Source organism: Halomicrococcus pelagicus, assembly GCF_050954125.1.
Genome location: NZ_JBPBWC010000004.1, coordinates 158,342 through 184,449, shown reverse-complemented (window position 1 = coordinate 184,449; position 26,108 = coordinate 158,342). Strand labels below are relative to the sequence as shown.

Genomic DNA, 26,108 nt, shown 5'->3' with positions numbered 1-26,108 from the left:
CTAGCTGTTGATGTTAGTCTCGTCGTCGTCGTCGACGGTCTTCGCGTGCCGCGCACGGATGCGCGGGTTGAATATCCTGTCCGTGCCCTGGCCCAGCATGATGAGGCCGTAGGACAGCAGAACGATGGCGACCATCGGCACGGCGAACCAGAAATAGAGGCTCGGCGCGATCAGGCCGCCGTTGTTGTACGCCTGGTTCAGCATGACGCCCCAGTTCTTCGTTCCCGACTGCGCGGGCAGGAAGCCGAGGAAGTAGAGCGCAACGGAGGCGAAGATGATGTTCCGTGCGGTCTGCACGAAGTGAACCATCACGTAGGGCATGATGTTTGGCGTCACGTCCTTGGCGAGGATGGTGGCCGTCGAAAGGCCCATCGTCCGCGACGCCTCGATGTACGGCTCCTCGCGCAGAGAGAGAACCTGCGACCGGATGTTTCGAGAGAGCCCCGCCCAGGCGGTGATAGAGAGGACGAGGCCGACCACGATCGGGTCTTTCGGCTGCAGGGTTGCCGCCAACACGATGACCAGGGGGAGGCTGGGAATCGTCATCACGATGTCGACGATGTACATCGAAACCCGGTCGACGGGGCCGCCCTTGTAACCGCTGACCGTGCCGATGATGGTCGCCATGAACGTCGAGAACACGGCCCCGGCAATTATCATCTGTAGCATCGGGGCGGTGGCGTGAACGACCTGGCTCATCAGCCCGCGGCCCTGATGGTCTGTTCCCAGCGGGTGAGCCATGTCCACGAACGGCTGGAGATGCTTCGGCGCTCCGTGGTACTCCGGTTCGGGAACGACCATGGTCCCGACCGTCCCCAGAAGCAGGAAGAAGCCGATGATTATCAGCCCGATGCGCGCACGGTAGTCGCTCCAGAGCACGCGGAACGGAGCCAGTACGTACTCGTCGGTGAGCCGACGGGCCCGTTCTTTCCGCGTCAGTTGCACGTCCGATACCGTCTCGAAGTCGAAGGTCTGGTCGTCGTCAGTATGACTCACGGTGATCACCTCGTTCGACGCGGGGGTCGATCTTTCCGTACGTCAGGTCGGCGACGTAGATGCCGAGTATGACCATGGTGGTCGTGAGGAGGAAACTCCCCATCAACAGCGGATAGTCCCGGGTCTGGAACGCGCGGTTCATATACCAGCCCATCCCGGGATATGTGAAGATGGTCTCGAGAATTATCGAGCCGCCGAAGATGGAGGCGATACTCATCATCAGGCCGGTGTAGAGCGGAAGCAGTGCGTTGCGACCGACGTACCGCAGAACGATGAGTTTCTCGGGGAGACCGCGGAGGCGAGCGACCCGCAGGTAGTCCTCGCCGAGGATGCGGATGCTGTTACCCCGCATCGAGAGCGCCGTTCCGCCGAACCCGGCGACGATGAGGGCCGCGAGCGGCATAACAGCGTGGTAAACGATGCTTCTTATGAACGCGGTGTTGAGTCCTGGCTCGACGGCGTCCGAAACCCGGCCGCCCGTCGGGAACCATCCCAGGTCGTACCCCAGTACGGCGAGTAACGCGATGGCGACCACGTAGAACGGAATCGAACTGAGCAGGATGGACAGCGAGGAGCTCGTGAAGTCGAAGCGAGTTCCTTCGAAGTAGGCCATCGTGGCGCCGAGGACGATGGCGAGGGAGAACGAGATGGCCAGCGAGACGATGGAGAGGAATATCGTCCACGGCAGCGCTTCGGCGAGGATGTCAACCACCGGCTTCTGGTACCATATCGACTGTCCGAAGTCGCCGTTCAGGACGGCCGTGAGGTAATCCAGGAACTGGACGTAGAGCGGGTCCGAGGGGTTGATGTTCGTGTACGTCTCGATCTGGTCGTTAACCTGTGAAATCGAACTCGTCCCGGGCTGGGAGATCATCTGCGCTCGCAGGTACGAAACGGGTCCACCGGGCATGAGGCGGAGCAGCGCGAACGATATGCCGATCGCGCCGAGTACCGTTACGAACACCTGCGCTGTGCGTTTTAAGAACCACCTGTTCATGTGTTACCACTACCAACATTCCGATGCTATCTGTTATACCTTTTGGTGCCATTTCCAACCGTCGTACGGCTATTAGACCACAATATGAACCGTCGGAAGAAAACGAATAGATTCGCGGAGTCGCTCGGCGGCGGAGGACCGCCGTTCGCGAGTGCCGGCGGAGTCGCGTCTCGCCCGCGTCGCCTCAACCGCTGGCGGTGACCTGCGTCGTGTACGTGTACCCGTTCGACTCCAGTTCGAGGACGTAACCGTCGATTTGAGACGCCGTCCGTCCGATAGCGCCGGCTTCGATGTTGAACGACGCCGTTTCGCCCGCATTCACGCCTTCGAGCGTCTCGCTGTAGTTGTTCGCCTTCTGGCTCTTTTTGTAGAAGGTGACGGTAACCGTGACGTCTATCGGGTCATCGCTGACGTTCTTCACCTTGCCGACGAGGCGGACCGTCTCGTTCGTCTTGCCCTCGTTTTTCCGCTGCAGTTCGGCATTTACCACTTCCACGTTCTTCTTCGCCCCCCCGCTGTTGGTACACCCGGCGAGGGACACAGCAGTTAGCGCCGAGACTGTCGTCGAAACGAACGTACGTCGTTTCATGGTCAGTTGATATGCCATTATTGACTTAAAGGTATGCCTCGCGATGGTAGTACGGCCGAAAACCATAACGGAAAGACCCTAAACTATAAATACTCTTAGTAATGTTTGTGAGGACGAAGCATGCCAGACCATTCCAAAATGGATAGCACTACGAGCCGTGTCTCTCGCCGGAAGTGGATGAAGATGGCTGGGACGACCGGCTTGGCAGCCAGCGTTGCGGGATGTAGCGGAAATCAGGGCGATGGTAACGACGGAACGACCGATGGTGGAACGCAGTCGACCGGCGACAACAACAAGAATGGCGGTGGGAAACCAGTCGACCCCGTCTACTCGACGCGCGTCCGATCGGGAATCCTCCCGAACGAACTGCAGTGGAACCAGTACAACTCCAAGAACAAGTCCTGGGTTACCAACCAGTTCTGGTTCGACCGCCTCGCGATAAAGCGGAACGACGGAGAGTACGTTCCGAGCCTCGCCAAGAGCTGGAAAGTGACCGAAAACAAGATGACCATCACGCTCCAGGACGACGCGCACTGGCACGACGGAACCCCCGTCACCGCCCAGCACGTCAAGGACAAGATGGACATCGAACTCGGCATGGGCGCGACGGCGTCCAACTTCATCGACGGTGCGAAGGCGGTCGGCGAGAAGACGGTCGAACTGTCGCTCCCGGAGCCGAGGAACAGGGACCTCCTCCAGACGGTCATCCTCAGCATCAGGATCAACACCCCGCCGAACAGCAAGTTCGGCACGTTCGCGAAACGGTTCCGTAACGCCGACAGCGAGGAGAAGAAAAAGGAGGTGCAGAAGGAGGTCAGCTCCTACAAGCTGACCGACCCCGTCGGTAACGGGCCGTTCAAGTTCGAGAAGGCGACGCCCTCGAAACTCACCGCGAAGAAGCACAGGAAGTACCACTACGCCGACCGGGTCGCCGTTCCGAAACTGGAAGCGCACAAGGCGAAGGGTGGACAGCCCTGGGCGGAGATGCGCAACGACAACGTGGACGGAGTGGCTGGCGACGCAGATCCGAAGGTGTCCAAACAGTTCCCGGACCACATTCGCCACGATCTACTGCCATCCGTCGGCGGCTACGGCTTCCTGCTGAACTTCGACCATCCCAGCTTCCAGGACTGGCGGGCCCGCCAGGCGATGTGCTGGCTCCACGACCCCAAGCGGACCCAGTCCGGCTCGTCGAACCCCGACAACCTCATGACGCCACCGCCCGTCGGCCACAACTTCGCCAATCGGCTCTCGGACAAGGTCCGGAACAACTTAAACCAGTACAACGAGGGCCCGAAACCGCAGAAAGCGGCGAGTCTCTTCAAGGAAGCAGGATTCACGAAGCGAAACGGCAAGTGGTACCAGCCCAACGGAGAACGGTTCAAAATCGTTCTCGACAACAGTGGCGACCCGACGTACCAGACCCCGTTCAAGAACCAGTTGGAGGAGTTCGGTATCAAAGCGGAGATCGACACCAAATCGAGCTCCGTCTGGGCCGAGGACTTCTTCAACGGCGACTTCCAGGTGTTCGTCAGCTGGTGGGGTGCCTCGATGGGTCCCGACCATCCGTGGTTCCAGATGCAGTGGGAGTGGGACCCCGGAATCGACCAGTACGTCGAACCGATGGGAAAGGACGTCGAGAACTTCCCCGTGCCGATGCCGGTCGGCGACCCCAACGGTACTATCAGGGAGGTCAACGTCCTCGAGCGCTTCCGCAAACTCGGCAGCGCGGTCAGCGAAGACGAGTTTCAGAAGCATCTCGACTTCCTCTCGTGGGCGTGGAACCAGACCGGCTGCAGCCCGCAGATCTGGACCGGCACTCACAACCACTGGGCGGACACGAAGGATTGGAACTGGCCGTCGACCAAGGAGATGCAGCGCGGTCCCATGATGCCGTACTTCACTGGGTTCCGAACGGGCGATCTCACTCCGAAGACCAAGTAGCCGGTGTTACGGCACCGGTCGGCTGCCGCCGCTTCCGCGTTCCGTCGCTCTCTTTCCATCCTTCGAGCGCCGCAGACAGTTCGTGCGAGCGAATCACCGGGAGCAACTTATTTAGCCTGGGGGGTCACATCACCGAGTATGCGATCTGGAAACGGTAGCCCCAGAGAAGTCGCGGCCCCGCGGCTGACTGGAACTGGCGAGCGACATCGAACCGTGGTGATGGCAACGTGAAGTTCGGCGTGTTCCTCAACCAGTACTACACCGAGAACGACGCCTTCGACGCGACGGACCTCATCGAACAGGCCGAACTCATGGAGTCGGTCGGCTTCGATTCGGCGACGTTGGGCGAGCGCCACGTTCACGAGGAGGGGTTCGTCGAGCCGCTGACGGGTCTGGCCGCGCTCGCCGCCCGGACCGACTCGCTCGAACTCGGGACGGCGGCGATGCTCCCGGCCCTGTACGAGCCGCTTCATCTTGCCGAGACCGTCGCTACCATCGACCGTCTCTCCGGTGGCCGGGCGGCGTTCGGCGCGGCCCTCGGCTATCGAGAGCGAGAGCTGGCGGCGTTCGGCGTCGAAATGGACGAGCGCGTCGGGCGCTTCCTCGAATCCGTGGAACTGCTGAAGCGCTTCTGGGCGGGCGAGGAAGTCACCCACGACGGCGACTTCTGGAACTACGACGAGGCGTTCGTCAGTCCCGCCCCGGACGACGTTCCCGTCTGGATCGGTGGCCACGCCGACGTCGCAATCAAACGCGCCGCCTATCGGGGGGACGCCTGGATCGCCAGCGCCTCCTCGACCACCGAGGACCTCCGGGAGCAGATCGGAACGTACGAAGACGCCCTCGACGAGTTCGGCATGGACCGCGCCGACAACGACGTCGTCCTGATGCGGGACTGCTTCGTCGCCGACTCCGTCGAGGAGGCCCGCAAAACTATCGAGCCGTATCTGCTCAACCTCTACAAGCTGTACGCTCGCTGGGGCCAGACGTACATGGACGAACACGAGGTCGAGGTGGACTACGACGAACTCGCCGAGAAGTTCGTCATCGGTTCGCCAGAGGAGTGCGTCGACCAGCTCCGGACGTACGAGGAACTCGGTGTCGACCACGTGCTCGTGCGGTGCCAGTTCCCCGGCCAACCGCAGGAACCGACGCTGGAGTGCCTGGAGAGGTTCGGAAACGAGGTAATCCCGTCGTTCCACTGACCCTATGACGGACATCGCCTACATCGGACTCGACCACCACCACTGCCCGGCGTACCTGGAGAGCATCGCGCAACTCGACGCCGAAGTGACCTGCGCCTGCGAACCGTCCGGCGACCCGACGCCGGCCGACCTGGACGGCCTCGGCGACGTGGCGTTCTACCGCGACCCGGATCAGTTGCTGGCCGAGGAGGACGTCGACCTCGTCTGGGTGACCCTCTCGAATCGGGCCACTCCCGCAGTACTCCGGTCGGCCGTCGAGCGCGACGTGGACGTGTTCACCGAGAAACCTGCGGCCCGGACGGCGACGGAACTGGAATCGGTCGCCGAAGCCGCCCGGCACTCCTCGTCGACGGTCGGCGTCTCGTACACCTGGCGAGGCCACCCCGTCTCGCGACGCCTCCGCGACCTGGCGGACGCCGGGTTCTTCGGGGACGTGGACGCCTTCGACGCTCGCTTCGTCGCCTCGGCGCTGGACGCCCGGGACACCGACCACTACCTGTTCGACGGACCGGCTAGCCGTGGCGGCATCGTCCAGTGGCTCGGCGTCCACTGGCTGGACCTCGTTCCTTGGATGCTCGACGATCCGATAGTCCGGGTCAACGCTCGGACGTCGGCTAGCACGCCGACGGTCGACGTCGAGGACGGGGCCGCGCTTCAGATCGAGACGGAGTCCGGCGCCATCGGCACGCTGACGTGCGGGTACTTCCTTCGCCAGGGCCGCTACGACACCCACATCGCCGTCTACGGCGACCGCGGTCGGAGCGAGTGGGACCCGATGGGGAAGACGTTCGGGTTCGACGGGGAGACGACCCTCGAACTCGACTCCGCCGACGACGGGTGGGCGAGCACGCCCCACCGTTCCGAGACCTACGAGTACGACGGAACCCCCGGGTACGGCGGCAAGTGGGGACTGGAGTTCTTCGAGGAGTACTTCGCGGCTCGGAACGGCGTCTGCGAACCGCCGGCGACCCTCGAAGACGCGCTGACGGTGCTCCGCGTGCTCGACGCTACGTACGAGTCCGCCGAGACGGGCGAGTGGACCCGCGTCGCCGGCCGCTGAGTTATCAGATCCAGCGTGCGTCGCGGCCGTAAACTCCGTGATGGCCGGCCCCCGAGCGGTCCGGCACCCGTCCGTCGGGAGCGACCCGACCCGGCCAGTACCCGAGGAGTCTGTCGACAGGGGTCATTCGCTCAGTAGTATGGGTCGTAGTCTGCGAGAAACGATTCGCCGGTCACTTCGAACATGTCGAGGACGGGAGAGTCGGGGGTCACACTGTGGCCCTCGGCGAGCGCCGCCTCGATGGCCAGCGCGAGGCGGCCGGAGTCGAGGATGCGGCCGGTGTCGTCGCGGTTTCCGCTGGTGACGTCGAGGAACGCGTCCAGAAACCGGTCGTACGTCCGGGAGAGAACGTCGGAACTGCTCTCCATCTCGACGGTCCGGGTCGTCTCTCCGATGTCGAGGACGCTGAACGTGGCGTCCTCCGGCGATCCGTCGAACCGGAGCGTGGCGTGAACGTCGTTGGTAAAGTGGACGTCGGCGGTCGTTCCGGGCTCCGAGCCGGGGACGACCTCGGTCCAGTCGTCGTCCGCGAGGAAGCGGACCGTGTCGGCGAGATGTGTCCGGTAGTAGAAGTAGTCGTTGTAGCCGGCGGCGAACAGCGTTCGTTCGCTCCCACCGCGCGGGAGCGCCGTGAACCCCTCGTGGAACGGGACGGCCGAACAACCGAACAACGGCGTGTCACCCGCGGCCGCTTCGAGGGTCGCGATGTCTTCGAAACTGCCCGCCAGCGGCTTGTCGACGAGCGTCGGAACGCCCGCTTCGAGGAACGGTTCCGCGAGCGCGGCGTGGGTTTTCCAGTCAACGGTCAGCACCATCGCGGCGTCGACTGCTTCGGCCATCGCCGCAGGTTCGTCGAACCGGCGGGCACCGTACTCGTCGCAGAACGACTGCACGTAATCTGAATCCCGAACGGCTCCGCCGTCCCAGACCCCGCGAACCGACGCGTCGTCACGTCCCGACAGGACGTCTGCGAAGGCCTCGGCGTGGCTGGTGTCTAGACCTACGAGTCCCATGGCTGTCATGCGTTAACGAGAATACTTCGGGGCTTCCTCTTAAAACCATTGCGTCGATTTCGTGGAACGGTCTTCGTCGAACTGGCGAAGCCAGGTCAGCGGTGGGACAGTGACCGCTCTCCTCGGACCGTCCGGACGGCGATGGTCGTATCGTTCCGCCGCGTTCCGTTATCGTCCGTCCTCGTTCCCGCCGTGACACCCGTGAGTCTCCCTTCGGGTCGTGCGCCAACCGGGGAGAGACCATTCCCGGCGCCCCTGCAGCGTTACGCGTCGAACGTCCAGTCCTCGACCGGCGTGAATCGCGAAGGGTCCACTTCGACGTCGTAGCCGAACGGGACGTCGACCGTCGAGTCGACGCGGACGCGCCCGTCGGTCACGTCGAGCGTCGCGTACCCGGCCTCGTGTTCGCGGTAGAGGTCGCCGTGCTCCGCGAGCAACCGCGACTGCACGTCGTCGGGCAGCATCGAGAGCCCGGTGAAGTAGTGGTGGCCGTTGCGTTCGACGTGGCCGACGTCGAGGGAGGCGACGACCGCGAGATCCTGAAGGAGCGACACGGGGCCGACCGTGGTGAGGTCCTCGCCGCTGAGCACGTAGTCGCGGTCGGGGTTCTCGCGCCGGCGACGTTCCAGCAGGCAGGCGTTGACGACGCCCCGGAACACGCCCTTGCAGTTCTTGTGACTCGTTCCGTCGTAGCCGCAGTCGAGGGCGCGCCCGAGGCTGTCGTTCAGCGCGTCGGACTCGTCGACGATGGTTGGCGGTCGGTCGTCCCACGACGCGAAAGTCCGTCGAGTCTCGGCCGTCATCGCCTCGTCGCGGGCCAGCGGTTGCTCGACGTACAGTGTACGGTCGAGCAACGGCGCTACGTCGGGGTCGTCGACGAACGTCGTCCACGCGTCGCGGAACGCCGCCGCGTCGTCGAACTGCTCGTTCGCGTCGAGCGTGACGGCGTACTCGGCGAGGCCGCGGTCGTCGAACAGGGACGCGAGGTCCCCGAGGCGGTCGGCGTCGGCCGACGGGTCACCGCTCAGCTTCACCTTGAAGTGCGTGAGGCGCTGGGCGTCGAGGTACTCCGCAAGCGTCTGCGGTAGTCCGTCGTCGAGGCGGTCGTTCGGGCCGAGGTCCTCGTCGGTCAGCGGGTCCGTGAACCCGACGGTGTGTCGCAGCGTCAGCTCGCGGGCCGGCGTCTGCGGGAGGAGGTCGGCCGGGTCGGCACCGTCGAGTTCGGGATAGATGCGTCCGGGGTCGACGCCGAACGCACCGGACCGAAGCGCCGAGGCGAACGAGACGTCGTGGTGGCGACAGTAGGCGTCGACGAGGCCGCGCTCGACCATGCTGACGCCGAACCCCCAGAGGAGCGGCGGATGGTCGGTGTCCGACGCCCACTCGCGCTGGGACTCGTAGAGGCGGTGCCAGTAGTCGAAGACCGACGCCGTCTCCGCCTGCTCCTCCGCGAGGGAGCGGGCCGAGTCGACCACGTCGACCATGTCGGCGAGGCCGCCCGCGAACGTCAGGTCGGGGTCCTTGACGAACCACAGCGGCGAGAGCCCTTCCGCGGCGAGGCCGGTCGCCCGCTCACCGTCGAATTCGGCCTCGACGACGAGAAACAGGTGTGGGAGCGACGTTATCTCCGTGTCGCCGAAGTGGAACGGCATCCGGAACTCCATGTCGAGTACGTACCCGGCGGTGTCTCTGACCGAGAGCATGAGGCCCCGTTCGTAGGCCCGCCGCAAAAACCCCCCGGGAAAACGACACGGGGATTCAAATACCTCCACAAAATACGAACAACAACAGATGATCAATTATCGTGTAGCGTTTATCGGGACCGGTCCGGATCCCGGGGACCAGAACTGGGGCACGAGCGCGGCGATGGCCTACCGCCACGCCGCGGCCTACGACGACCTCGATGACTGTTCGCTCGTCGGCTGTGCGGACCTCGTCCGCGAGAACGCAGCGGCGTTCGCCGACCGATTCGACCTTCCCGCGTCCAACGTCTTCGAGGACTACATCAAGATGCTGGAGGCCGTCGAACCGGACGTCGTCAGCGTCTGCACCCCGGTTCCGACGCACGCAGACATCGTCGTGGACTGCGCGGAGAGCGGTATCCCCGCGGCCATCCACTGTGAGAAACCGATGGCCGACACGTGGGGTGACTGTCGCCGGATGACGGAAACCTGTGACCGGGCCGACGTCCAGTTGACGTTCAACCACCAGCGGCGGTTCAGCGGCGCGTACCGCAAGGCGTACGATCTCATCGAAGGCGGCTTCATCGGCGAACCGCGGCGCTTCGAGGTCGGCGGTCAGAATCTCTTCGACTTCGGCAGCCACCTCATCGACATCTGTAACGGAATCAACGCCGAGTGCGAGGCGGAGTGGGCGCTCTGCCAGGTGGACTACCGGGAGGAGAACGTCCGGTACGGGTCACACAACGAGAACCAGGCGCTCGCGCTCTGGCGGTACGAGAACGGCGTTCACGCGATTCTCTCCAGCGGCGTCGGTCACGAGAGCGTTCGCTGTTACGTGCGCGTCCGCGGAACCAAAGGCACCGTCGAACTGTGGCCCGACGAGGGCCCGGAGCTTCGGGTGCGACAGACCGGCGAAGAGGAGTTCGAGGCCTACGACGTCGAGGAACCGCACGAGACGATGCTCCACGGTGCCGTCAGGGAGGTCGTCGACTGCCTGGAATCGGGCGAAACGCCGGACATCGGGGCCGAGAACGTCCTGACCGCCAACGAGATAATCTACGGCTGCTGGGAGTCTGCGCGGCGGCGCGGCCGCGTCGAGTTCCCGCTCGACATCGCGGACAACCCGCTGGACGCGATGGTGGAAGCCGAGGACCTCACCCCGCGTCCCGCCGAGTCGGACGCCGGCGACTAGCGCCCCGTCCAGGCGAGCAGCGCGTCGACGCTCTCTTCGACCGACTCGGTTCTGCGGTCGGAGCGGTTGCCGCTCAGCACTTCGAGCGCCGTCGTCACGACGGCGCCGTGTGACTCGTTCCGAAAGAGGTTCAGCAGCGTGAGCAGTTCCCGCCGTCGCCGTTCAGGGTCCCAGAGCGGACGCTGGGCGTCCGGGTCGTGCGGGTTGGTGCGGGCGAGTGCGAGGTTCTCGCCGACGCCGGTCATCAGCCAGTTCGAGTACCGCTCGTAGAACAGTCGGACGGCGATGGCCTGCCAGTGGGCCTCGTACCGCTCCTCGTCGGCTACCACGTCGGCCGCCCTGTGGAGGTAGTCGCGGTACTCGTCGGCGGCGTCGCCGTCGAGAAGCCGAACCGACCCGTCGAGCACGGTCGGGACGAGGTCGACGGCTGCCACGGCGCCGTTGGCGAACCGAACGTCGAGGGCCAGGCCCCGTGCCGTGTTCTCCTCGTCGGCCTGCCTGTCGAAGACGAAGTTGCCGAGGCTGTAGAACACCGGTGCGTCCTCGTACAGTTCCCATCCCTGCGCGACGTGCGGATGGTGGCCGACGACGAGGTCCGCGCCCGCCTCGACGAACTCGCGAAGGCGCGCCCGGCGACTCGGCGGCGGGAGTGGCACGTACTCGGCACCGCCGTGGGAGAGGACGACGACCGCGTCCGCGTCGTCGGCCGCCCCGCGAACGGCCGCGACCGCGTCGCGATGGCCGCTCCAGGCCGTTCCCGGTCGGTCTGCAGTGGCGACGCCGAACTCGCGTTCGCAGACGCTCACCACCGCGACGTCCACGCCGCGGACCTCGAACCGCGCCGGTTCGAGGGCGTCGGTTCGGTCCTCGCCGGCACCCGCCGTCCGGACGCCTGCCGTCGCACAGGCCTCGCGGGTCGCTCGCATCCCGGTCGCGCCGTAATCCATCACGTGGTTGTTCGCCAGCGCGAGGACGTCGAACCCGGCGTCCGCGAGACGCTCGGGGGCGTCGGGGTCGGCCGTCAGGGCGGGGCCGCTCTTGGAAACGGGGTCGGCGTCCGTCTCGACGGGTGCTTCGAGGTTCGCGGCCGCGAGGTCGGCGTCGGCGATGCGGTCGACCACCGTCGGGGCGACGAGCGGGGTGTCGTCCCGGTCGGGGACGCAGTCGCCGGCGACGAACAGCGACCACTCCGAGCCAGCGCCTCCGGCGTCGAAGGAAAGGTCGTCAGCCATGGAGATCACCGCCGCGTCGCGTCCGGAAGGATTCGATGCACAGCACACCTCCCTCACGGACTCCCTGCGATAAATAGGTTGGCCCCGTGCGGCGCCAGCGGGTCGCGCGGCGGCCGCCGTACGGTTCGGCGGTGCGAGCGAAGCGGTTGGGGCGGCTCGCCACCGGCAAGGGTGCTGGAATCCGCGGATATCCTCGACTCGATTTCCGTTTCCCGCGATTCGAACGCCCGCCCGCGACCGGGCACGGGTGGTGGGTCTGGCCGGTCACGGTAGCGGAACGCTCTAATATAATGACCTGTATCTACCGTGCATGACCGGCGTCGACATCGAGGACGTACGTGCCGCGGCGGAGCAATTCGACGACGGTATCGTCGAGCGGACGCCCGTCGACCGGAGTCGCTCACTGGGAGAGATGGCCGACGCGGAGGTGTTTCTGAAGATGGAACACCTCCAGCGCACCGGCTCGTTCAAGACCAGGGGGGCGTCGAACAAGATGGCGAGCCTGCGAGTGGCCGACTCCGTCGTGGAGCGGGTCGTCGCAGCGAGCGCCGGCAACCACGCGCAGGGCGTCGCGCTGGCCGCGTCTGCCGCGAATCTCGACGCGACCATCGTGATGCCCCAGGACGCACCGCAGGCGAAGATAGACGCGACCCGGGAGTACGGAGCCGAGGTCGTGCTCCACGGGCGAGACTTCCGGACGGCGATGGACCACGCGGAGTCGCTCGCCGAGGCAGACCGCACGGAGTTCGTCCACGCGTACGACGACCCGGACATCGTCGCCGGGCAAGCTACCGTCGGCCTCGAAATCCTCGAGGACGTCTCCGAGGTGGACACAGTCATCGTTCCCATCGGGGGTGGCGGCCTCATCGGCGGCGTGGGCGTCGCGCTGAAGGCGCTTCGACCGGACGTCCGTCTCGTCGGCGTCCAGGCCGAGTCGGCGGCGACGGTTCCCCGGAGCTTAGAGAAGGGCGAACCGCACACTGAGGACGAGGTGGACACCATCGCCGACGGTATCGCGACGGGCGGTATCGCGTCGCTGACCCTGGACCTCATCGACTCGCACGTCGACGAGGTGGTGACCGTCTCGGACGGCACCATCGCGCGCGGAATCATCCTGCTGATGGAGCGTGCGAAGCAGGTCGTCGAGGGGGCGGGGGCCGCGGCCGTCGCACCGCTCGTCACCGACGCCATCGACGTCTCCGGGGAAACCGTCGTACCAGTACTGAGCGGCGGCAACATCGACGTTTCGATGCTTCAGACCGTCCTCACCCACGAACTCACCGAACGAAACCGGCTACTCCAGTTGCGAGTGCTCATCGACGACCAGCCGGGCGTGCTCGAGGAGATATCCGGCGTCGCCAGCGACCACAGCGCGAACATCCGCACCGTCCACCACTACCGGGCGAACGCGGACCTCGACGTCGGCGAGGCGTACATCACGTTCGAGATGGAGACCAGCGGCACCGAACACGCCGAGACCATCAAACGCACCATCCGCGACCGCGGCTACGAAATCACGCAGGTGAACTGATATGAGAGACGACGACGCGTACGAGCGTGCCCGGGAACTGCGCGAGGCCGCGGGCGTCGACCCCGCGACCGTCGACGTCGAGGCCGTGGTCGACTGTCTGGCGACCGAGGACGAACGCGCGCGCCACGAGGCTGCGAACGCGTTCACGACCGTCACCGAGGCGCGCTCGGATTGTGTTCCGGACGCGGCCGACCGCCTGACGACGCTCCTCGAATCCGAGGAGGCCGGCGTCCGCCAGGGCGCGGCGCGCACCGTCGCCCAACTGGCCGACCGCCATCCCGACGCACTGGAACGGACCGCGCCGGCGCTCCGGGCCATCGTCGAGCGGGAGTTCGACTACGCCCGGAACACGGCGCTGCTCGCGCTGGCCGACCTCGGGAAGTCCAACCCGGCAGTCGCCGCACCGCTGACGGAGTCGCTCCGTGAGTACGTCGCGGAGGACTACGGCCTGCCGACGCGGGAGCGAGCGACGCGAGCGCTGGCGGTGGCCGCGGACGCTCGACCGGACGCAGTCGCCGACGCCGTGCCGGCCCTCGTCGAGCACCTCGGAACGGACGACGCCGAGGACGACGCGACGGCGCTTCCGGCCGAGTTGCCGTCCGCAGACGAGGCGGACGACCCCGCGCTGGCCGCCTCGTTCCGCGAGCACGCCGCCCGAACCCTCGCCGTCGTCGCCGGCGACGACCCCGAGGCGGTCGCGCCGCACGCGGCGACGCTCGCGGCGCTCCTCGACGACGAGGCGGACGGCGTCCGTCGGGCCGCGCTGGACGCCCTCGCCGCGCTCGCGGAGCGGCGGCCGGACGCGGTGCTCGGCCATCGGGATGCACTGCGCGAGACGTTGACGACCGACGGGAACGAGGGGAATCGCGCGACGGCGGCGTACGCGATGAGCGCCCTGGCCGAGGCCGCTCCCGGGAGCGTCGCCGAAACGCTCGATGCGGTGGTGCCGTCGCTGGTCGAGTTGCTGGACGGCGAGTACCCGCGGACCCGCGGGACGGCGGCCGGCACTCTCTCGTACGTCGGCGAACGCGACCCGTCGACCGTGGCCGACGCCGTGCCGTCGCTGGTCGAGTTGCTGGACGACGAGACGGCGTTCGTCAGAGCGAACGCCGCGTACGCACTCGGAACGACGGGGGTCGAGGAGGCACACGAGGCCCTCCGGGCGTGTGCAGAACACGACTCTGACCCGGAGGTGCGCGCCGCCGCTCGGGACGCCCTCGAACTTGCTCCGGACGGGTAGTCAGGCATTCGTCGGTTCGGTCGCCAGGCGCTCCATCGCGGCGAGTTCGCACTCCGCGATGGACCGGTCCGTGAGCGCGTCGTGCGGCGGGAGGTGACATTCGGCGACGACGTAGCCGTCGTAGTCTCGCTCCGCGAGCGCCGCGAACAGCGGGCCGTGGTCGGCCGCGCCCTCCCCGAGGAGGCGGGGCTGGAACAGTTCGGTCCCCGCTGGCGTCTCCATCTCGAAGGTCCCGAGCGCCTCGTCGGCGACGCGGAGTTCGTCTTTCACGTGGACGTGCCGGAGCCAGTCGCCGAGTTCGGCCACCGAGTCGCGGCCGAAGTCGGCCCGCGAGATGTACATGTTTCCCGCGTCGTGGATGGCCCCGACGTTGTCCCGGTCGACCCGCTCGAAGAACTCGCGGGCCGTCGACGCCGACTCGATTATCGTCACCGAGTGTATCTCGACGAGCAGTTCCTTGTCGTACTCGTCGGCGAGGTCGGCTGCGCGCCGCATCCACTCGACCGCCCTGTCGTAGTCCGTGTCGGTCGCGCGATGCTCTGGCGGACCCCGCGGCCCGTGGCGAATCATGTCGCAGTCCACGAGGTCAGCGAGTTCGCAGAACCGCTCCAGACGGTCGAGTTGCTCCGCACACTCCGTCTCGTCCATGTCGACGTACCCTCCGGTGTACGATGCCACGCAGGAGACGTCGAGACCGAGCTCGTCGAGGTGCGCCCGCAGTTCGCGGGCCTGTTCGTCGTCCGTCTCTACGCCGAAGTGAGGGTCGCGCCCCATCAACTCCACGGCGTCGAAGCCCACCTCGGCGGCCACCGAGCAGGCGTCGCGGAGGTCTCGCTCGCCGAACATCTTCGTCAGTACTGACGTCTGCATCGAGTGCAACTGCACGCGGAACGACCTTGTATCTTACCCGACCGGCATCGGGATTTATGGTACCGATGCACGTACCCTCGCGTGACGACCTTCAACATGTCCGAGTACGTTCCGAAGACGCGGCCGACATACTTCACGCCCGAGCGAGTGGCCGCAGCGCGACGAAACGTCGAGGAGTACGAGTGGGCGGCCCGACAGCGCGACGAGGCCGTCGAAGCCGCAACCGAGTTCCTGGAACGGGGTCTCGACGGCCTCTGGCGGATGGTGACCGGCCAGGCGATACCTCGCTCCGGTTACGCCGGCGACGGCACCCAGGACGACCGCTGGACCCCCGGCGAGGAGCCCTGGACGGTCACCGACGGCGAGACGGTCCTGCCGACGAACGACTTCGCGGCGTACCGCGAGAGCGGCCGGGACGCACGCGGGTGGTTCGATCCCGAGTTGGCCGACGACTCGCTGCTCGTCAACGAACGCTCCCCCGAGCGGGGCGAGGACTGGGGTGTCGACGACGGCTTCGGCTGGGAGGACGAGGCCGGCGACGTGGCCGACCCCGGATCGACGATGACCGTCGTTGCCCAGTACAACCACTACTACGTCTGGTACCGCGTCCGCGACGCCGTCGTCGCGCTCCGGGACGCGTACCTGTACACCGGCGAGCAGCGGTACGCCCGCGCCGGGACGGTGCTCCTCGACCGCATCGCCGACGCCTACCCCGACCTCGATATCTCGGCGCACGACGGCGACAAGTTCTGGAACTCTCACGGTGGCACCGGCGACGGGAAGGCCGTCGGATCCATCTGGGAGACGAACCTCGTCCGGGCATACGTCTCGGCGTACGACGCGTTCTTCTCCGCGATGGACGGCGACGACGAACTCGTCGAGTTCCTCTCGGGGAAGGCCGAGGAGTATCCGGACCTCCCGTCGAAGGACTCCGTCTCGGCGATTCGGAAGAACGTCGAAACCCGACTGGTCCGGCGGGTGCTCCCCGGCGTGAGGCGGGCCCAGATTCGCGGCAATCTCGGAATGCACCACTCCGCACTGGCGATGGCGGCGGTGGTGGCCGACGACCCCGGAGGCTACACCGGCGACGCCCTCTCATTCCTCTTCGAGTCAGGCGAACTGCGCAACGCGGCGGGGGAACCGTGGACGGCCAGCGAAACCGGATTCGAGGAGGCCAGAGCCCAGGAGTGGCGCGTGACCGGCTGTAACCTCGCCGCCGCGCTGGTCGACCGCCTGGACCGCGACGGCTACGCCGACGAGGCCGCGCCCAACTACAACCTCATCATCCAGCGCCAACTGCTGCGCGTCGCGGACATCCTCTCCGTGTACGCCGACGTCGTCGACGCGGACCTCTCGGTGGACCCGGACCTCTACGCCCACCCCAAACTCAGGCGGGCGACGGGGGCGCACTTTCCGCTGCTCACGCTCGACCGGTACATGCCCTCCATCGGCGACAGCGGGAAAGCCGGCGAACCGGATCAGGGTATCGCCGTCGAGACGGCGCTCCGGGGGTTCCAGCGGTACGGTGACCCGGAGTTCGCTCGAGCGGCCCACCTGTTGAACGACGACTCGGCCGAGGGGCTGCACGGGGACGTCTTCTCGGCGGACGCGGGGTCGCTCCCCGACCGCATCGCCGACGTCGTCGCCAGCGGCGGCCGCTTCAACTCGGAGAGCCGGATGCTCCCCGGCTACGGGTTCACCGTGCTCCGGGGCGGGACGGCCGGGGCGGCCGGAACCGGCGAGCGAGGTGGAGGGGCCGGAGCCAGCGAGCGGGGTGGAACCGGCGGGACGGCCGGAACGGACGACGACCGGCGAGCGCTGTGGCTGTACTACGGACGCAACAGCTTCGAAACGGGGACGAGCCACGCCCACCAGGACTCGCTGAACCTCTCGTTGTACGCTCACGGTCTCTGTCTCTCGCCCGACCTCGGCTATCCCGAGTTCACGGGCAATTGGCCGAAGGGGCGCTTCTGGACCAAAAACACCGTCAGCCACAACACCGTCGTCGTCGACGCGGAGCGCCAACGCCCGCAGTCCGTCGGCGTCCCCCGCCACTTCGCGGACGACGACGGACTGGCGCTGACGGACGTCGAAGCCCCCCGCGTCTACCCGCAGACGGACGTCTACCGCCGAACGACGGCGATGGTGCGGATAGACGAGTCGGACGCCTACGTCGTCGACCTGTTCCGGGTGGCCGGCGGCGAGGACCACGTCTACAGTTTCCACGGCCCCGAGGGGGACGTCGCGACGAAGGGTCTCGACCTGACTGCTCGGGACGGGACCTTCGCCGGGGTGGACGTCCCGCGGCCGGCCGACGAGGAGGTCACCGACTACGACCGCGCGGTCGGCAGCGGGTTCAACTACCTCACCGACGTCGCGACCGCCGGTGACCCATCCGGGGCGTTCGAGGTCGAGTGGGACGCGACCGACACCTGGGACGTCCGGGACGACGACGCGGACGTTCGCCTCACCCTGACGATGCTCGGCGACTACGACGAGGTGACGCTGGCGGACGGCGAACCACCGCGGAACAAGGAGGGCAATCCCGAGTCGCTCCGCTATCTGCTCTGTCGCAATCGCGGCCACGACCCCGACTCGGCGTTCACCGCCGTCCTCGAACCGCACTGCGGGGAGCGCCGCGTCCGTGACGTCTCGGCGGTGCCGGTGACCCGCCGGGACGACCGCGGCGCGTCGGGGGACGACCCGTCGAACGGCGAGGGGGAAGACGGCGCTCTCCCGGACGCCAGGGCCGTTCGCGTGGAACTCGACACTGGCCGCGTCGACTACCTCGCGTGGGCGTCGGACCCGGACGCCACCCACGAGGTCGGCGACGCGTTCGCCTTCAGCGGGTTCTTCGCTCGCTACTCCGCGGTCGACGGTGCGCCCGTGGCCGCCCAGCTCTGTGATGGCGACGAACTCGACACCGCCGACGGCGCGACGCTCGTCTCCCGCCCGTCCCGCCACCGGTTTGCCGGCCGCCTCGTCGAGTTCACGCGCGACCTCTCGTCGTCGAACGAACTCGTCGTCGAACTCGACGAGGCGGTCGACCCCGAGGCGGCCGTCGGCGACTTCCTCTACGTCGACGTTGCTGGCGACGCCAACGGCGTGTACCCGGTCGAATCGGTCGAGCGGCGGGGGGAGAACCGCGTCGCCTTCGACGTCGGCGGTGCGACGACCGTCGAGGCGTTCGTCGACCCGGAGGACCCGGACGCGGGGTACGAGTACGTGGTCGAGGTTGGTGCCCGGGTCCGGTCGCCGGCGTTCGAAACCTGGTCACCGGAGCCGTAGACGACCGGCGTTCGGGAAGAACTAAATCCCGCGTCTCCGAACTGCGCGTATGAGCGAGTTCAGGGAGACGTTCTGGACGGTCGCCTGCGAGTTCGACTTCGTCTGGGGACTGATGTTCGCGCTGAACGTCGTGTTCCTCGTGATGCTCGGCTTCGTGGCGCTCATCGTCGAACCCGGGACGGGGAGCTACTACGTGACCATCCTCTCGGCAGCGCTCGGACTGCCGTTGGCCATCGCGACCGGCTACATGGTTCGGAAGTGCGGCTGACCCGAACACATAAGGTCTCCGACGGGCATCTCGTACCGTATGCGATTTTTCGTCGTAACCGACATCGAAGGCGTCGCCGGCATCGACTCCTTCGACCGCACTCGCACGCGAGACGAAGCGCAGAAGGCTTCGGCGATGGACCAACTCGCCCGCGAGGTCGACGCCTGCATCGCCGGCGTCCGAGACGTCTATCCCGACGCCGAGGTCACCGTCTGGGACGGCCACGGGTCCGGCGGACTGCGCGAGGACGACGTCCAGGACGCGACGTACGTCGCCGGAGATAGCCGGCCGTACTTCGACCTCTCGGAGTACGACGGCCAACTGTTCGTCGGCCAGCACGCGATGGCCGGAACGGTCGCCGCGCCGCTCCGACACACCTACTCCTCGCGGTCGGTCGAGTACTACCGGCTGAACGGCACGTTCGTCGGCGAGTTCGGCTGTCGCGCGCTCGTCGCCGGTTACCAGGACGTCCCGACCGTCTTCCTCTCGGGCGACGACAAGGCCTGCCACGAGGCGGAGATGTTCGTCCCGGAGATCGAGACGGTGGCGGTCAAGCGCGGCACCGGCGAGGAGTCGGCCGTCCACCGGGACCCGGACGACGCCTGCGCGGCGGTCCGCGACGGCACCGCCCGCGCCGTCGAACGACTGGACGACGTTCCGCCGTACACCGGTCTCGAACCCCCGTACGAACTCGACGTTCGACACTACGACCCCGTTCCGCCGGGCGAGGGGTGGTGGGACGAGGACGCCGACCACGTCGAACGCGTCGACGACCGGACCGTCCGCATCACCGGCGAGAGCGTCGTCGCGCCGCACGACGAGTTCTACCTCGCGTTCTGAGACGGCGCGACGAGCGTTCCGGTCTCGCTGGAGCGATAAATCGCGTCGACGACCCGCTGGACGGCCAACCCCTCTTCGACGTCGCTGACGGCCGGCGGTGCGCCGACCTCCACGGCGTCGACGAACGCCTCGTCCTCGGGCGCGAGCCAGTCGTGGTCGGCCGTCTCGACGCGTTTGGCGTCGTCGGCGTCGTCGTACACTCGTAGCGTCCCGTCGCCGACGTCGAGGAGGGCACCGCCGTCGCTACCGCGGACGGCAACCGACTGGCTCGGGTCGGCGTTCGCCGCCCACGACACGTCGAGGCTGACCGTCGCGCCGTCGTCACACCGGACGAGCGCCGTCGCCGAGTCCTCCACGTCGATGTCCTCGCGTTTGGCCCAGGTGCGACCGTACACGCCCTCGACGGCGGGGAAGTCGAGGGCCGCCAGCGCCAGGTCGAGGACGTGAACGCCGACGTCGACGAGCGCGCCACCGCCAGCGAGGTCCGGGTCGATGAACCACCCGCTCTCGGGCACGCCGTCGCGGCGAACGTATCTGGCCTCTACGTGGGTGACGTCGCCGAACTCGCCCGACTCGATGCGACCCATCAGTTCGGTCACCTCCGCGTAGAATCGCATGGTGAACCCCGTCATGCAGAACCCCTCGGAGTCGCGAGCGGCCGCGACGACGCGTTCGGCGCTCGCCAGGTCGTGGGCGACCGGTTTCTCCAGCAGGACGTCGAGGCCGGCGTCGAGCGCTACGACGGCCGCCTCCTCGTGGAACGCGTTCGGTAACGTGACGACGACGCCGTCGACGTCTCCGGCGTAGAGGTCGGCGTAGTCCTCGTAGACGTCGGCTTCGAAGGCGTCGGCGAACCGCTCGCGCGCCTCCGGGGCGACGTCGACGCCCGCGACGATGTCTCCGCCCGCGCGTTCCATCCGCTTCGCGTGTTCGGTACCCATCAGTCCGCACCCGACGATACCGATTCGTGAACTCATACCCCTGGCGAGAACCCGACGTTAGAAAAAGGTTCGCCGGTCGGGATAGTTATTAGAGCGCCGATGCCGTCCCTTCGCGCATGGTCGACCGAATCGAGTACTGCGTTGACAACCTCCCGAGCGACCTGCGGGCGGCCCTTCCGGCGGAGTGCGTCGGGTGGCCCTGCCTGCAGCGTTGCGGACTGTGCTACGACGAACCGTTTCTCGCCGTCGACGGGGAACTCGTTACCGGCGACGACCACGAGGAACTCCTGGCCGACGCGGGAGTGTCCCCGGACCGATGAACGTCCTATTCGTCTCCGTCGACAGCTTGAGTCGCCGCTTCCTCGGCTGTTACGACCTCGACGTGGAGTTCGACGTCGAGACGGACAACCTCGACCGGTTCGCCGAACGGTCGGCGGTGTTCGACACCCACTACGCCGGCAGTCTCGCGTGCATGCCGGCACGCCGCGAGTGGCTGACCGGCGTGAAAGACTTCCTCTGGCGGCCGTGGGGGCCGGTCGAAGCCTACGACGTAACCCTCCCTCGGGCCGCGCGAGAGAGCGAGGTCCTTACGCAACTGGTCACCGACCACTACCACTACTTCCAGCACGGGTCGAACGGGTACTACGAGGACTTTCACGGCTTCGAGTTCGTTCGCGGTCACGAGTGCGACGCGTGGCAAACTGCCCCGCGCGTCCCCGACGACGAGGCGTTGCTCCGGCAGGCGACGGACCCGGACCGATGGGCACCGGACGGCCTGCAGTACATCAACCGCGCGCAGTACGCCCGGAACGTCGCCGACTTCGACCAGAACGACGAGACGGAGTTCTTCGCGCCGAAGGTCTTCGACTTCGCGTCGAACTGGCTCAGGGAAAACGCCGACTGGGACGAGTGGTTCTGCTACGTCGATAGCTTCGACGTCCACGAGCCGTTCCACTGCCCGGAGCCGTACGCCTCGATGTACACCGACGAGGACCCCTGTGACCCCGCGCTGACGTTCTGGCCCCACTACGGCCGTATCGACGAGGGCGTGGCGGAGCTTTCGGAGCGGGAACTCGACTTCGTTCGCGCGCAGTTCGCCGGCAAGGTGACGATGGTCGACCGCTGGTTCGGTCGCGTGCTCGACGCCCTCGACGACACCGGCGCCTGGGACGATACGATGGTCGTCGTCACGGCCGACCATGGCCACTACCTCGGCGAACACGGCTGGATAGGGAAACCCGCCGCGCCGCTGTACGATGTCCTCGCTCGGACGCCCCTGCTCGTCTGGCATCCCGACGGTGCGCACAATGGCGACCGCGTGGACGAGTTGACGACGGCGGTCGACCTGTACGCGACGATACTGGAGGCGCTCGACGCGCCGGTTCCCGACAACGTTCACAGTCGGAGCATCCTCCCACTCGTCCGCGGCGAGCGCAACCACCACCGCGACCGGGCGCTGTATGGCTACTGGGGTTCCTCAATGAACGTCACCGACGGCCGGTACACGTACTTCCACCCCTGCGACGAGAGCGTCGACACCGCGCTCCACTCGACCTCGATGATGAACGCGCGCGGCAACTTCAAGCCGAAGGAGCCGAAGGGGGACGCCGAGGCCGGCGAATTCCTGCCGTACACCGACTGTCCGGTCTGGCGGTTCGAGGGGCCGTCGTACGCCCGCCACGACGACCCGATGCTGTTCGACACCGACACCGACCCGCGCCAGGAGACGAACCTCGCAGGCGAGGAGCGGTCCGAAGAGGACGCGATGTGGGAACTGCTGGTCGACGCGCTGCACGAGCTGTCGGTAGCCGAGAACCAGTACGACCGACTGGGACTACCGAAACCCTAGCGCGTCGTCACGTGATTTTCGAGCGTGCCGACGCCCTCGAACTCGACCTCGACTGTGTCGCCCTCGCTCAGCGAGTCCGGGCCGTACGGCGTCCCTGTCGCGATGACGTCGCCGGGTTCGAGCGTGACGAGTTCGGAGACCTCCGCGACGAGCTCCGGCACGCTGAATATCATCATCTCGGTCGTCGTCTCCTGTTTCACCTCGCCGTTGTGGCGGAGACGAAGCGTCGCATCTTCGGGTACTTCGTCGGGCGTGGCGACGACCGGCCCCATCGGAAGCGACCCGTCGAACGCCTTCCCGCGCACCCAGTTTCGCTCCTCCTGCTGGTCGTCGCGGTTGGAGACGTCGTTGACGCAGGTGTAGCCCGCGACGTACTCCATCGCCTCGTCTTCGGAGACGGCGCGACACTGCTCGCCGATGACGACGCCGAACTCCGCCTCGAACTCGACGACGTCGCGGCCCGGCGGCAGTTCGATGGCGTCGCCGTGCGCGGAGACGCTGTTCGGCCCCTTGAGGAACAGTTCGGGCCGCTCCGGGCGGTCTTCGAACCCGGACTCCTCGCGGTGGTCCATGTAGCCGCCGGCCTGACAGACGACCTTCGTTGGTTCGCACGGCGGGAGGACGTCGACTGCCTCGGGGTCGTAGGTCTTCCCGGCCGCCTCGATGTCGCCACCGGCGGGCCACTCGCCGGTTCGTTCGATACCCGTCTCGTCGCGGAAGCGTATCTTGCGCATGTGGTGGGTCGTTCGCAGGGGGGCCTTACGAAGTTTCGGGTCGAATACCCGTCCCGTTTCGTCTCCGGTCGTACCCGCCCTCGTCGCCTTTCCGTACCACATCAGCGACCGACGAACGGAGGCCCGCGTCACCTCGCCCGGTACATCGAGTCGATGAGTCCGCGCATGTAGCCGATGGCGAACAGTCGTCCGCGGAACTCGTACCCCGCGGTGTCGTTGGACTCGACGCTCGTCGTCGGAACGTGGTCCGGGCGGGCCGGTCCGTCGAAGCCGACGTCTCGGTAGGCCTCCATCGCCGCTACCATGTCGGTCTTGCCGTCGTCGTGCCACGTCTCGACCAGACGTTCGGCGTCGCCCTCGATGTCGCGATAGTGCACGAAGACGATGTCGTCCCCGAAGTGCCGGATAGCGTCGGGGAGGTCGACACCCATCGCGGCGAAGTTCCCCTGACAGAAGTTGATACCGTTCGCCTCGCTCGGATAGAGGTCCATCACCCGGTCGTACGCCTCGACGCTAGTAATGATGCGACCGACGCCACGGATGGGACTGAGCGGTGGGTCGTCCGGGTGGAGGGCGAGGCGCACGCCCGCGTCCTCGGCGACGGGGACGACTCGTTCGAGGAAGTACTCCAGGGTGTCCCACAACTCCTCCTCGGTCACCTCCCCGATGTCGGGGACTGGGCCGCGCTGCATCTGGTCGTGGTCGTACGCGGTCGTTCGCGCACCGCCGCGCGTCGGATACTGGTCGCTGGTGCGCAGCCACCAGAAGTGGGTCATCCAACTGTAACAGAGGACGGGGATGTCGAGGCGACCCATCGTGCGGACGAACTCGCAGAAGCGGTCTATCTCCTCGTCGCGTCCGTCGAGTCCGAGTCGGGTCACGTCAGTCAGCGGCGTTCCGCCTTCGATCACGCCGACGTCCAGTCCCACGTGCTCGAAGGCGTTCTTCATGCGGAGCAAGTCGTCGAACTCCCACGGCGTGTCGCCGCGTCGTCCGTTGTCCACCTCGCTCATGTGCGGATGGACGACTGCTTGCTCGACGCCGATCTGTGCGGCCAGTTCCCAGCGTTCGTCGCGCTCTGCCGGGAGTGCGACTGCGGTCTTAATCGGTGGTCACCGGACGAGACGTGGGTCGAGAATGCCTTTATCCTTTCGCCGTGCGCTAGCGACCCGCACTACCCCGTCGCGAACCCGGGGTCGAAGCACGACACCGCGACGCGACCGGTGGACGGTGCGGCGCCCGAAACGGTGCGGGAGAAGGATTGAAGTGAACGGCCACGAACTCCCGGTCATGCCGACGCTTCGCGCCGGGAGCGCCCGGACCGACATCACCCCCGACGAACCGATTCAACTGAGCGGCTACGGACCGGGGACGCTCGACCGAACCTCGACCGGCGTCCACTCGCCGCTGTCGGCGACGGCGCTCGTCCTAGACGACGGGACGACGACCGTCGCCGTCGTCGCCGTCGACCTGTTGAACGTCTCCCGCGAACTGACGGCGGCCGTCCGCGACGAGGCGTCGGCGCTCGGCGTCGACCACGTGACGGTGGCCGCGACTCACACGCACGCCGCGCCCTACGTCCCGGGTAGGTTCCTCGAAGTGAATCCGCTGCTATCCTACGACGCGGACACGACCGACTACGTTGCGACCGTCGAACGGGCCGTCGTCGATGCGATATCGGACGCGTACGACCGTCGCTCGTCGGCGACGCTCCGGGTGGGGCGTGCGACCGACGACGCGGTGGCGGTGAACCGCCGACGGGCGGACGGCCCCGTCGACCCGGAACTGGTCGCCGTCGTCGTCGAGACGGACGCCCGGGACCTGCTGCTGTTGAACTTCGCCTGCCACCCCGTCTGCACGACGGCCAACGCGACGCTCGTCGCCGCGGACTGGCCGGGGGCGCTGTACGAGCGGGTTCGCTCTGAAACCGGCATGGAGACGCTCTTCCTGAACGGTGCCGCTGGCGACGTCAACCCCCGGGGGAGTTCCGAGACGCGACCGGACGAGGCGGTCTACCGCTACGTGACGACGGTCGGCGAGGAGGTGGCCGAGACGGCGCTCGACGCTGTCGCCGAGGCCCGCGACGCCGACCCGCTCGCCGTCGCGGGCCTGACCGTCGAGCGCCGGACCGTGGAACTCGCGTTCCAGGCGACGTCGACACCCGAGGAGATGGAGCGACGGCACGCTGAACTGACGGCCGAAATCGACCGGCTCGGCGGCGACCCCGCTGCCGTCGACTTCCACAGTCTGCAGGACGACGATAGTCGGCTCGCGTCGCTGTTCCGGGACCGCTGGTATCTAGAGGAGAAACGGCGGTTGGCGGAGTGCAACCGCGACGCGTACGAGACGGAACTCGCGTACGTCGACGCCGGTCCCCTCGGCTTCCTCTCAATTCCCGGCGAGGCGTTCGTCGAACACGGTCTCGCGTTCAAGGCGGCCGCGGACGCCGACCCGCTGGTCGTGGCCGGGTACGCGAACGAGTACGTCGGCTACCTCCCCACGGTCGAGGCGTTCGACGAGGGCGGCTACGAGGTCCGCACTTGCAAGTTCGCACCGGCCGGCGTCGAGGCGTTCCGCGAAGCCAGCCTCGACCTGGTCGGGGAGTGAAACTTCGCTCGACCGTCGCGTCGTGTGGAC

The 26,108-nt window shown here is 66.9% G+C and carries 23 protein-coding genes; 13 read left to right on the top strand and 10 right to left on the bottom strand.

Features of this window, described 5'->3' with window-relative positions:
- From ACRYA2_RS10645 to ACRYA2_RS10635, 3 genes are all read right to left on the bottom strand, one after another.
- On the bottom strand, positions 1–996 hold the full coding sequence (locus ACRYA2_RS10645) for an ABC transporter permease (protein ID WP_433627524.1): 996 nt from the start codon (positions 994–996) through the stop codon (positions 1–3).
- Positions 983–1,993: an ABC transporter permease gene (locus tag ACRYA2_RS10640; protein WP_433627522.1), complete on the bottom strand. Its 1,011-nt coding sequence runs from the start codon at positions 1,991–1,993 to the stop codon at positions 983–985. Before ACRYA2_RS10640 ends, ACRYA2_RS10645 begins: the two co-directional genes overlap by 14 nt.
- Before the next feature lie 184 nt (positions 1,994–2,177).
- On the bottom strand, positions 2,178–2,582 hold the full coding sequence (locus tag ACRYA2_RS10635) for an FxLYD domain-containing protein (RefSeq protein WP_433627519.1): 405 nt from the start codon (positions 2,580–2,582) through the stop codon (positions 2,178–2,180).
- Between the two features lie 183 nt (positions 2,583–2,765).
- On the opposite strand from ACRYA2_RS10635, the gene ACRYA2_RS10630 reads away from it, so the two are divergent.
- From ACRYA2_RS10630 to ACRYA2_RS10620, 3 genes are all read left to right on the top strand, one after another.
- Entirely contained in the window at positions 2,766–4,526 is a 1,761-nt protein-coding gene (locus ACRYA2_RS10630) for an ABC transporter substrate-binding protein (RefSeq protein WP_433627517.1), read from the top strand.
- A 227-nt stretch (positions 4,527–4,753) separates the two neighbouring features.
- Positions 4,754–5,731 (top strand): LLM class flavin-dependent oxidoreductase, encoded by a 978-nt coding sequence (locus tag ACRYA2_RS10625; protein WP_433627514.1) that lies wholly within the window; start codon positions 4,754–4,756, stop codon positions 5,729–5,731.
- Between the two features lie 4 nt (positions 5,732–5,735).
- A complete protein-coding gene (locus tag ACRYA2_RS10620; RefSeq protein WP_433627511.1) occupies positions 5,736–6,791 on the top strand; it encodes a Gfo/Idh/MocA family protein in 1,056 nt (351 codons plus the stop codon).
- Between the two features lie 131 nt (positions 6,792–6,922).
- Here the strand turns inward: ACRYA2_RS10620 and ACRYA2_RS10615 are convergent, their stop codons facing one another.
- Together ACRYA2_RS10615 and ACRYA2_RS10610 are read right to left on the bottom strand one after the other, a co-directional pair.
- Positions 6,923–7,804, bottom strand: coding sequence for a Gfo/Idh/MocA family oxidoreductase (locus ACRYA2_RS10615; RefSeq protein WP_433627509.1), 882 nt, complete (start codon positions 7,802–7,804; stop codon positions 6,923–6,925).
- Positions 7,805–8,067: 263 nt separating this feature from the next.
- Positions 8,068–9,507 carry an enolase-like domain-containing protein gene (locus ACRYA2_RS10610; protein ID WP_433627507.1) on the bottom strand — a complete coding sequence of 480 codons (1,440 nt, stop codon included), beginning with the start codon at positions 9,505–9,507 and terminating at the stop codon, positions 8,068–8,070.
- A gap of 91 nt (positions 9,508–9,598) precedes the next feature.
- Here ACRYA2_RS10610 and ACRYA2_RS10605 point away from each other — a divergent pair, with 91 nt between their 5' ends.
- Positions 9,599–10,678, top strand: a complete 1,080-nt coding sequence (locus ACRYA2_RS10605) for a Gfo/Idh/MocA family protein (protein ID WP_433627788.1) — start codon at positions 9,599–9,601, stop codon at positions 10,676–10,678.
- On the opposite strand, the gene ACRYA2_RS10600 is transcribed toward ACRYA2_RS10605, so the two are convergent.
- Positions 10,675–11,910 carry a CapA family protein gene (locus ACRYA2_RS10600; protein WP_433627505.1) on the bottom strand — a complete coding sequence of 412 codons (1,236 nt, stop codon included), beginning with the start codon at positions 11,908–11,910 and terminating at the stop codon, positions 10,675–10,677. The two genes, ACRYA2_RS10605 and ACRYA2_RS10600, sit on opposite strands and share 4 nt — an antisense overlap.
- A 310-nt stretch (positions 11,911–12,220) precedes the next feature.
- On the opposite strand from ACRYA2_RS10600, the gene ilvA reads away from it, so the two are divergent.
- Together ilvA and ACRYA2_RS10590 are read left to right on the top strand one after the other, a co-directional pair.
- Complete coding sequence (ilvA, locus tag ACRYA2_RS10595; protein WP_433627502.1) at positions 12,221–13,441, top strand: threonine ammonia-lyase; 1,221 nt, start codon at positions 12,221–12,223, stop codon at positions 13,439–13,441.
- A gap of 1 nt (position 13,442) precedes the next feature.
- Entirely contained in the window at positions 13,443–14,681 is a 1,239-nt protein-coding gene (locus tag ACRYA2_RS10590) for a HEAT repeat domain-containing protein (protein WP_433627499.1), read from the top strand.
- Here ACRYA2_RS10590 and ACRYA2_RS10585 read toward each other — a convergent pair whose 3' ends face one another.
- Positions 14,682–15,551: a sugar phosphate isomerase/epimerase family protein gene (locus ACRYA2_RS10585; RefSeq protein WP_433627496.1), complete on the bottom strand. Its 870-nt coding sequence runs from the start codon at positions 15,549–15,551 to the stop codon at positions 14,682–14,684.
- Between the two features lie 81 nt (positions 15,552–15,632).
- Here ACRYA2_RS10585 and ACRYA2_RS10580 point away from each other — a divergent pair, with 81 nt between their 5' ends.
- The 3 genes from ACRYA2_RS10580 to ACRYA2_RS10570 are packed head-to-tail and all read left to right on the top strand — an operon-like array spanning position 15,633 to position 19,947.
- Complete coding sequence (locus tag ACRYA2_RS10580) at positions 15,633–18,839, top strand: heparinase II/III domain-containing protein (protein ID WP_433627494.1); 3,207 nt, start codon at positions 15,633–15,635, stop codon at positions 18,837–18,839.
- 49 nt (positions 18,840–18,888) lie between these two features.
- The gene (locus tag ACRYA2_RS10575; protein ID WP_433627492.1) at positions 18,889–19,107 is read left to right on the top strand and encodes a hypothetical protein; all 219 of its coding nucleotides are present in this window, start codon (positions 18,889–18,891) and stop codon (positions 19,105–19,107) included.
- A gap of 39 nt (positions 19,108–19,146) precedes the next feature.
- Positions 19,147–19,947, top strand: coding sequence for a M55 family metallopeptidase (locus tag ACRYA2_RS10570; protein WP_433627489.1), 801 nt, complete (start codon positions 19,147–19,149; stop codon positions 19,945–19,947).
- Here ACRYA2_RS10570 and ACRYA2_RS10565 read toward each other — a convergent pair.
- Positions 19,932–20,924 carry a Gfo/Idh/MocA family protein gene (locus ACRYA2_RS10565; RefSeq protein WP_433627487.1) on the bottom strand — a complete coding sequence of 331 codons (993 nt, stop codon included), beginning with the start codon at positions 20,922–20,924 and terminating at the stop codon, positions 19,932–19,934. The two genes, ACRYA2_RS10570 and ACRYA2_RS10565, sit on opposite strands and share 16 nt — an antisense overlap.
- 80 nt (positions 20,925–21,004) lie before the next feature.
- Here ACRYA2_RS10565 and ACRYA2_RS10560 point away from each other — a divergent pair, with 80 nt between their 5' ends.
- Positions 21,005–21,208 carry a DUF1450 domain-containing protein gene (locus tag ACRYA2_RS10560; protein WP_433627485.1) on the top strand — a complete coding sequence of 68 codons (204 nt, stop codon included), beginning with the start codon at positions 21,005–21,007 and terminating at the stop codon, positions 21,206–21,208.
- Positions 21,205–22,737 (top strand): sulfatase, encoded by a 1,533-nt coding sequence (locus ACRYA2_RS10555; protein ID WP_433627482.1) that lies wholly within the window; start codon positions 21,205–21,207, stop codon positions 22,735–22,737. Before ACRYA2_RS10560 ends, ACRYA2_RS10555 begins: the two co-directional genes overlap by 4 nt.
- Here the strand turns inward: ACRYA2_RS10555 and ACRYA2_RS10550 are convergent.
- Together ACRYA2_RS10550 and ACRYA2_RS10545 are read right to left on the bottom strand one after the other, a co-directional pair.
- Entirely contained in the window at positions 22,734–23,471 is a 738-nt protein-coding gene (locus ACRYA2_RS10550; protein ID WP_433627479.1) for a fumarylacetoacetate hydrolase family protein, read from the bottom strand. The genes ACRYA2_RS10555 and ACRYA2_RS10550 overlap by 4 nt on opposite strands.
- A 128-nt stretch (positions 23,472–23,599) precedes the next feature.
- Positions 23,600–24,577: a mannonate dehydratase gene (locus tag ACRYA2_RS10545; protein ID WP_433627785.1), complete on the bottom strand. Its 978-nt coding sequence runs from the start codon at positions 24,575–24,577 to the stop codon at positions 23,600–23,602.
- On the opposite strand from ACRYA2_RS10545, the gene ACRYA2_RS10540 reads away from it, so the two are divergent.
- Positions 24,503–24,736 (top strand): hypothetical protein, encoded by a 234-nt coding sequence (locus tag ACRYA2_RS10540; protein ID WP_433627476.1) that lies wholly within the window; start codon positions 24,503–24,505, stop codon positions 24,734–24,736. The genes ACRYA2_RS10545 and ACRYA2_RS10540 overlap by 75 nt on opposite strands.
- 1 nt (position 24,737) lies before the next feature.
- A complete protein-coding gene (locus tag ACRYA2_RS10535) occupies positions 24,738–26,078 on the top strand; it encodes a neutral/alkaline non-lysosomal ceramidase N-terminal domain-containing protein (protein ID WP_433627473.1) in 1,341 nt (446 codons plus the stop codon).
- Positions 26,079–26,108 lie beyond the last annotated feature (30 nt).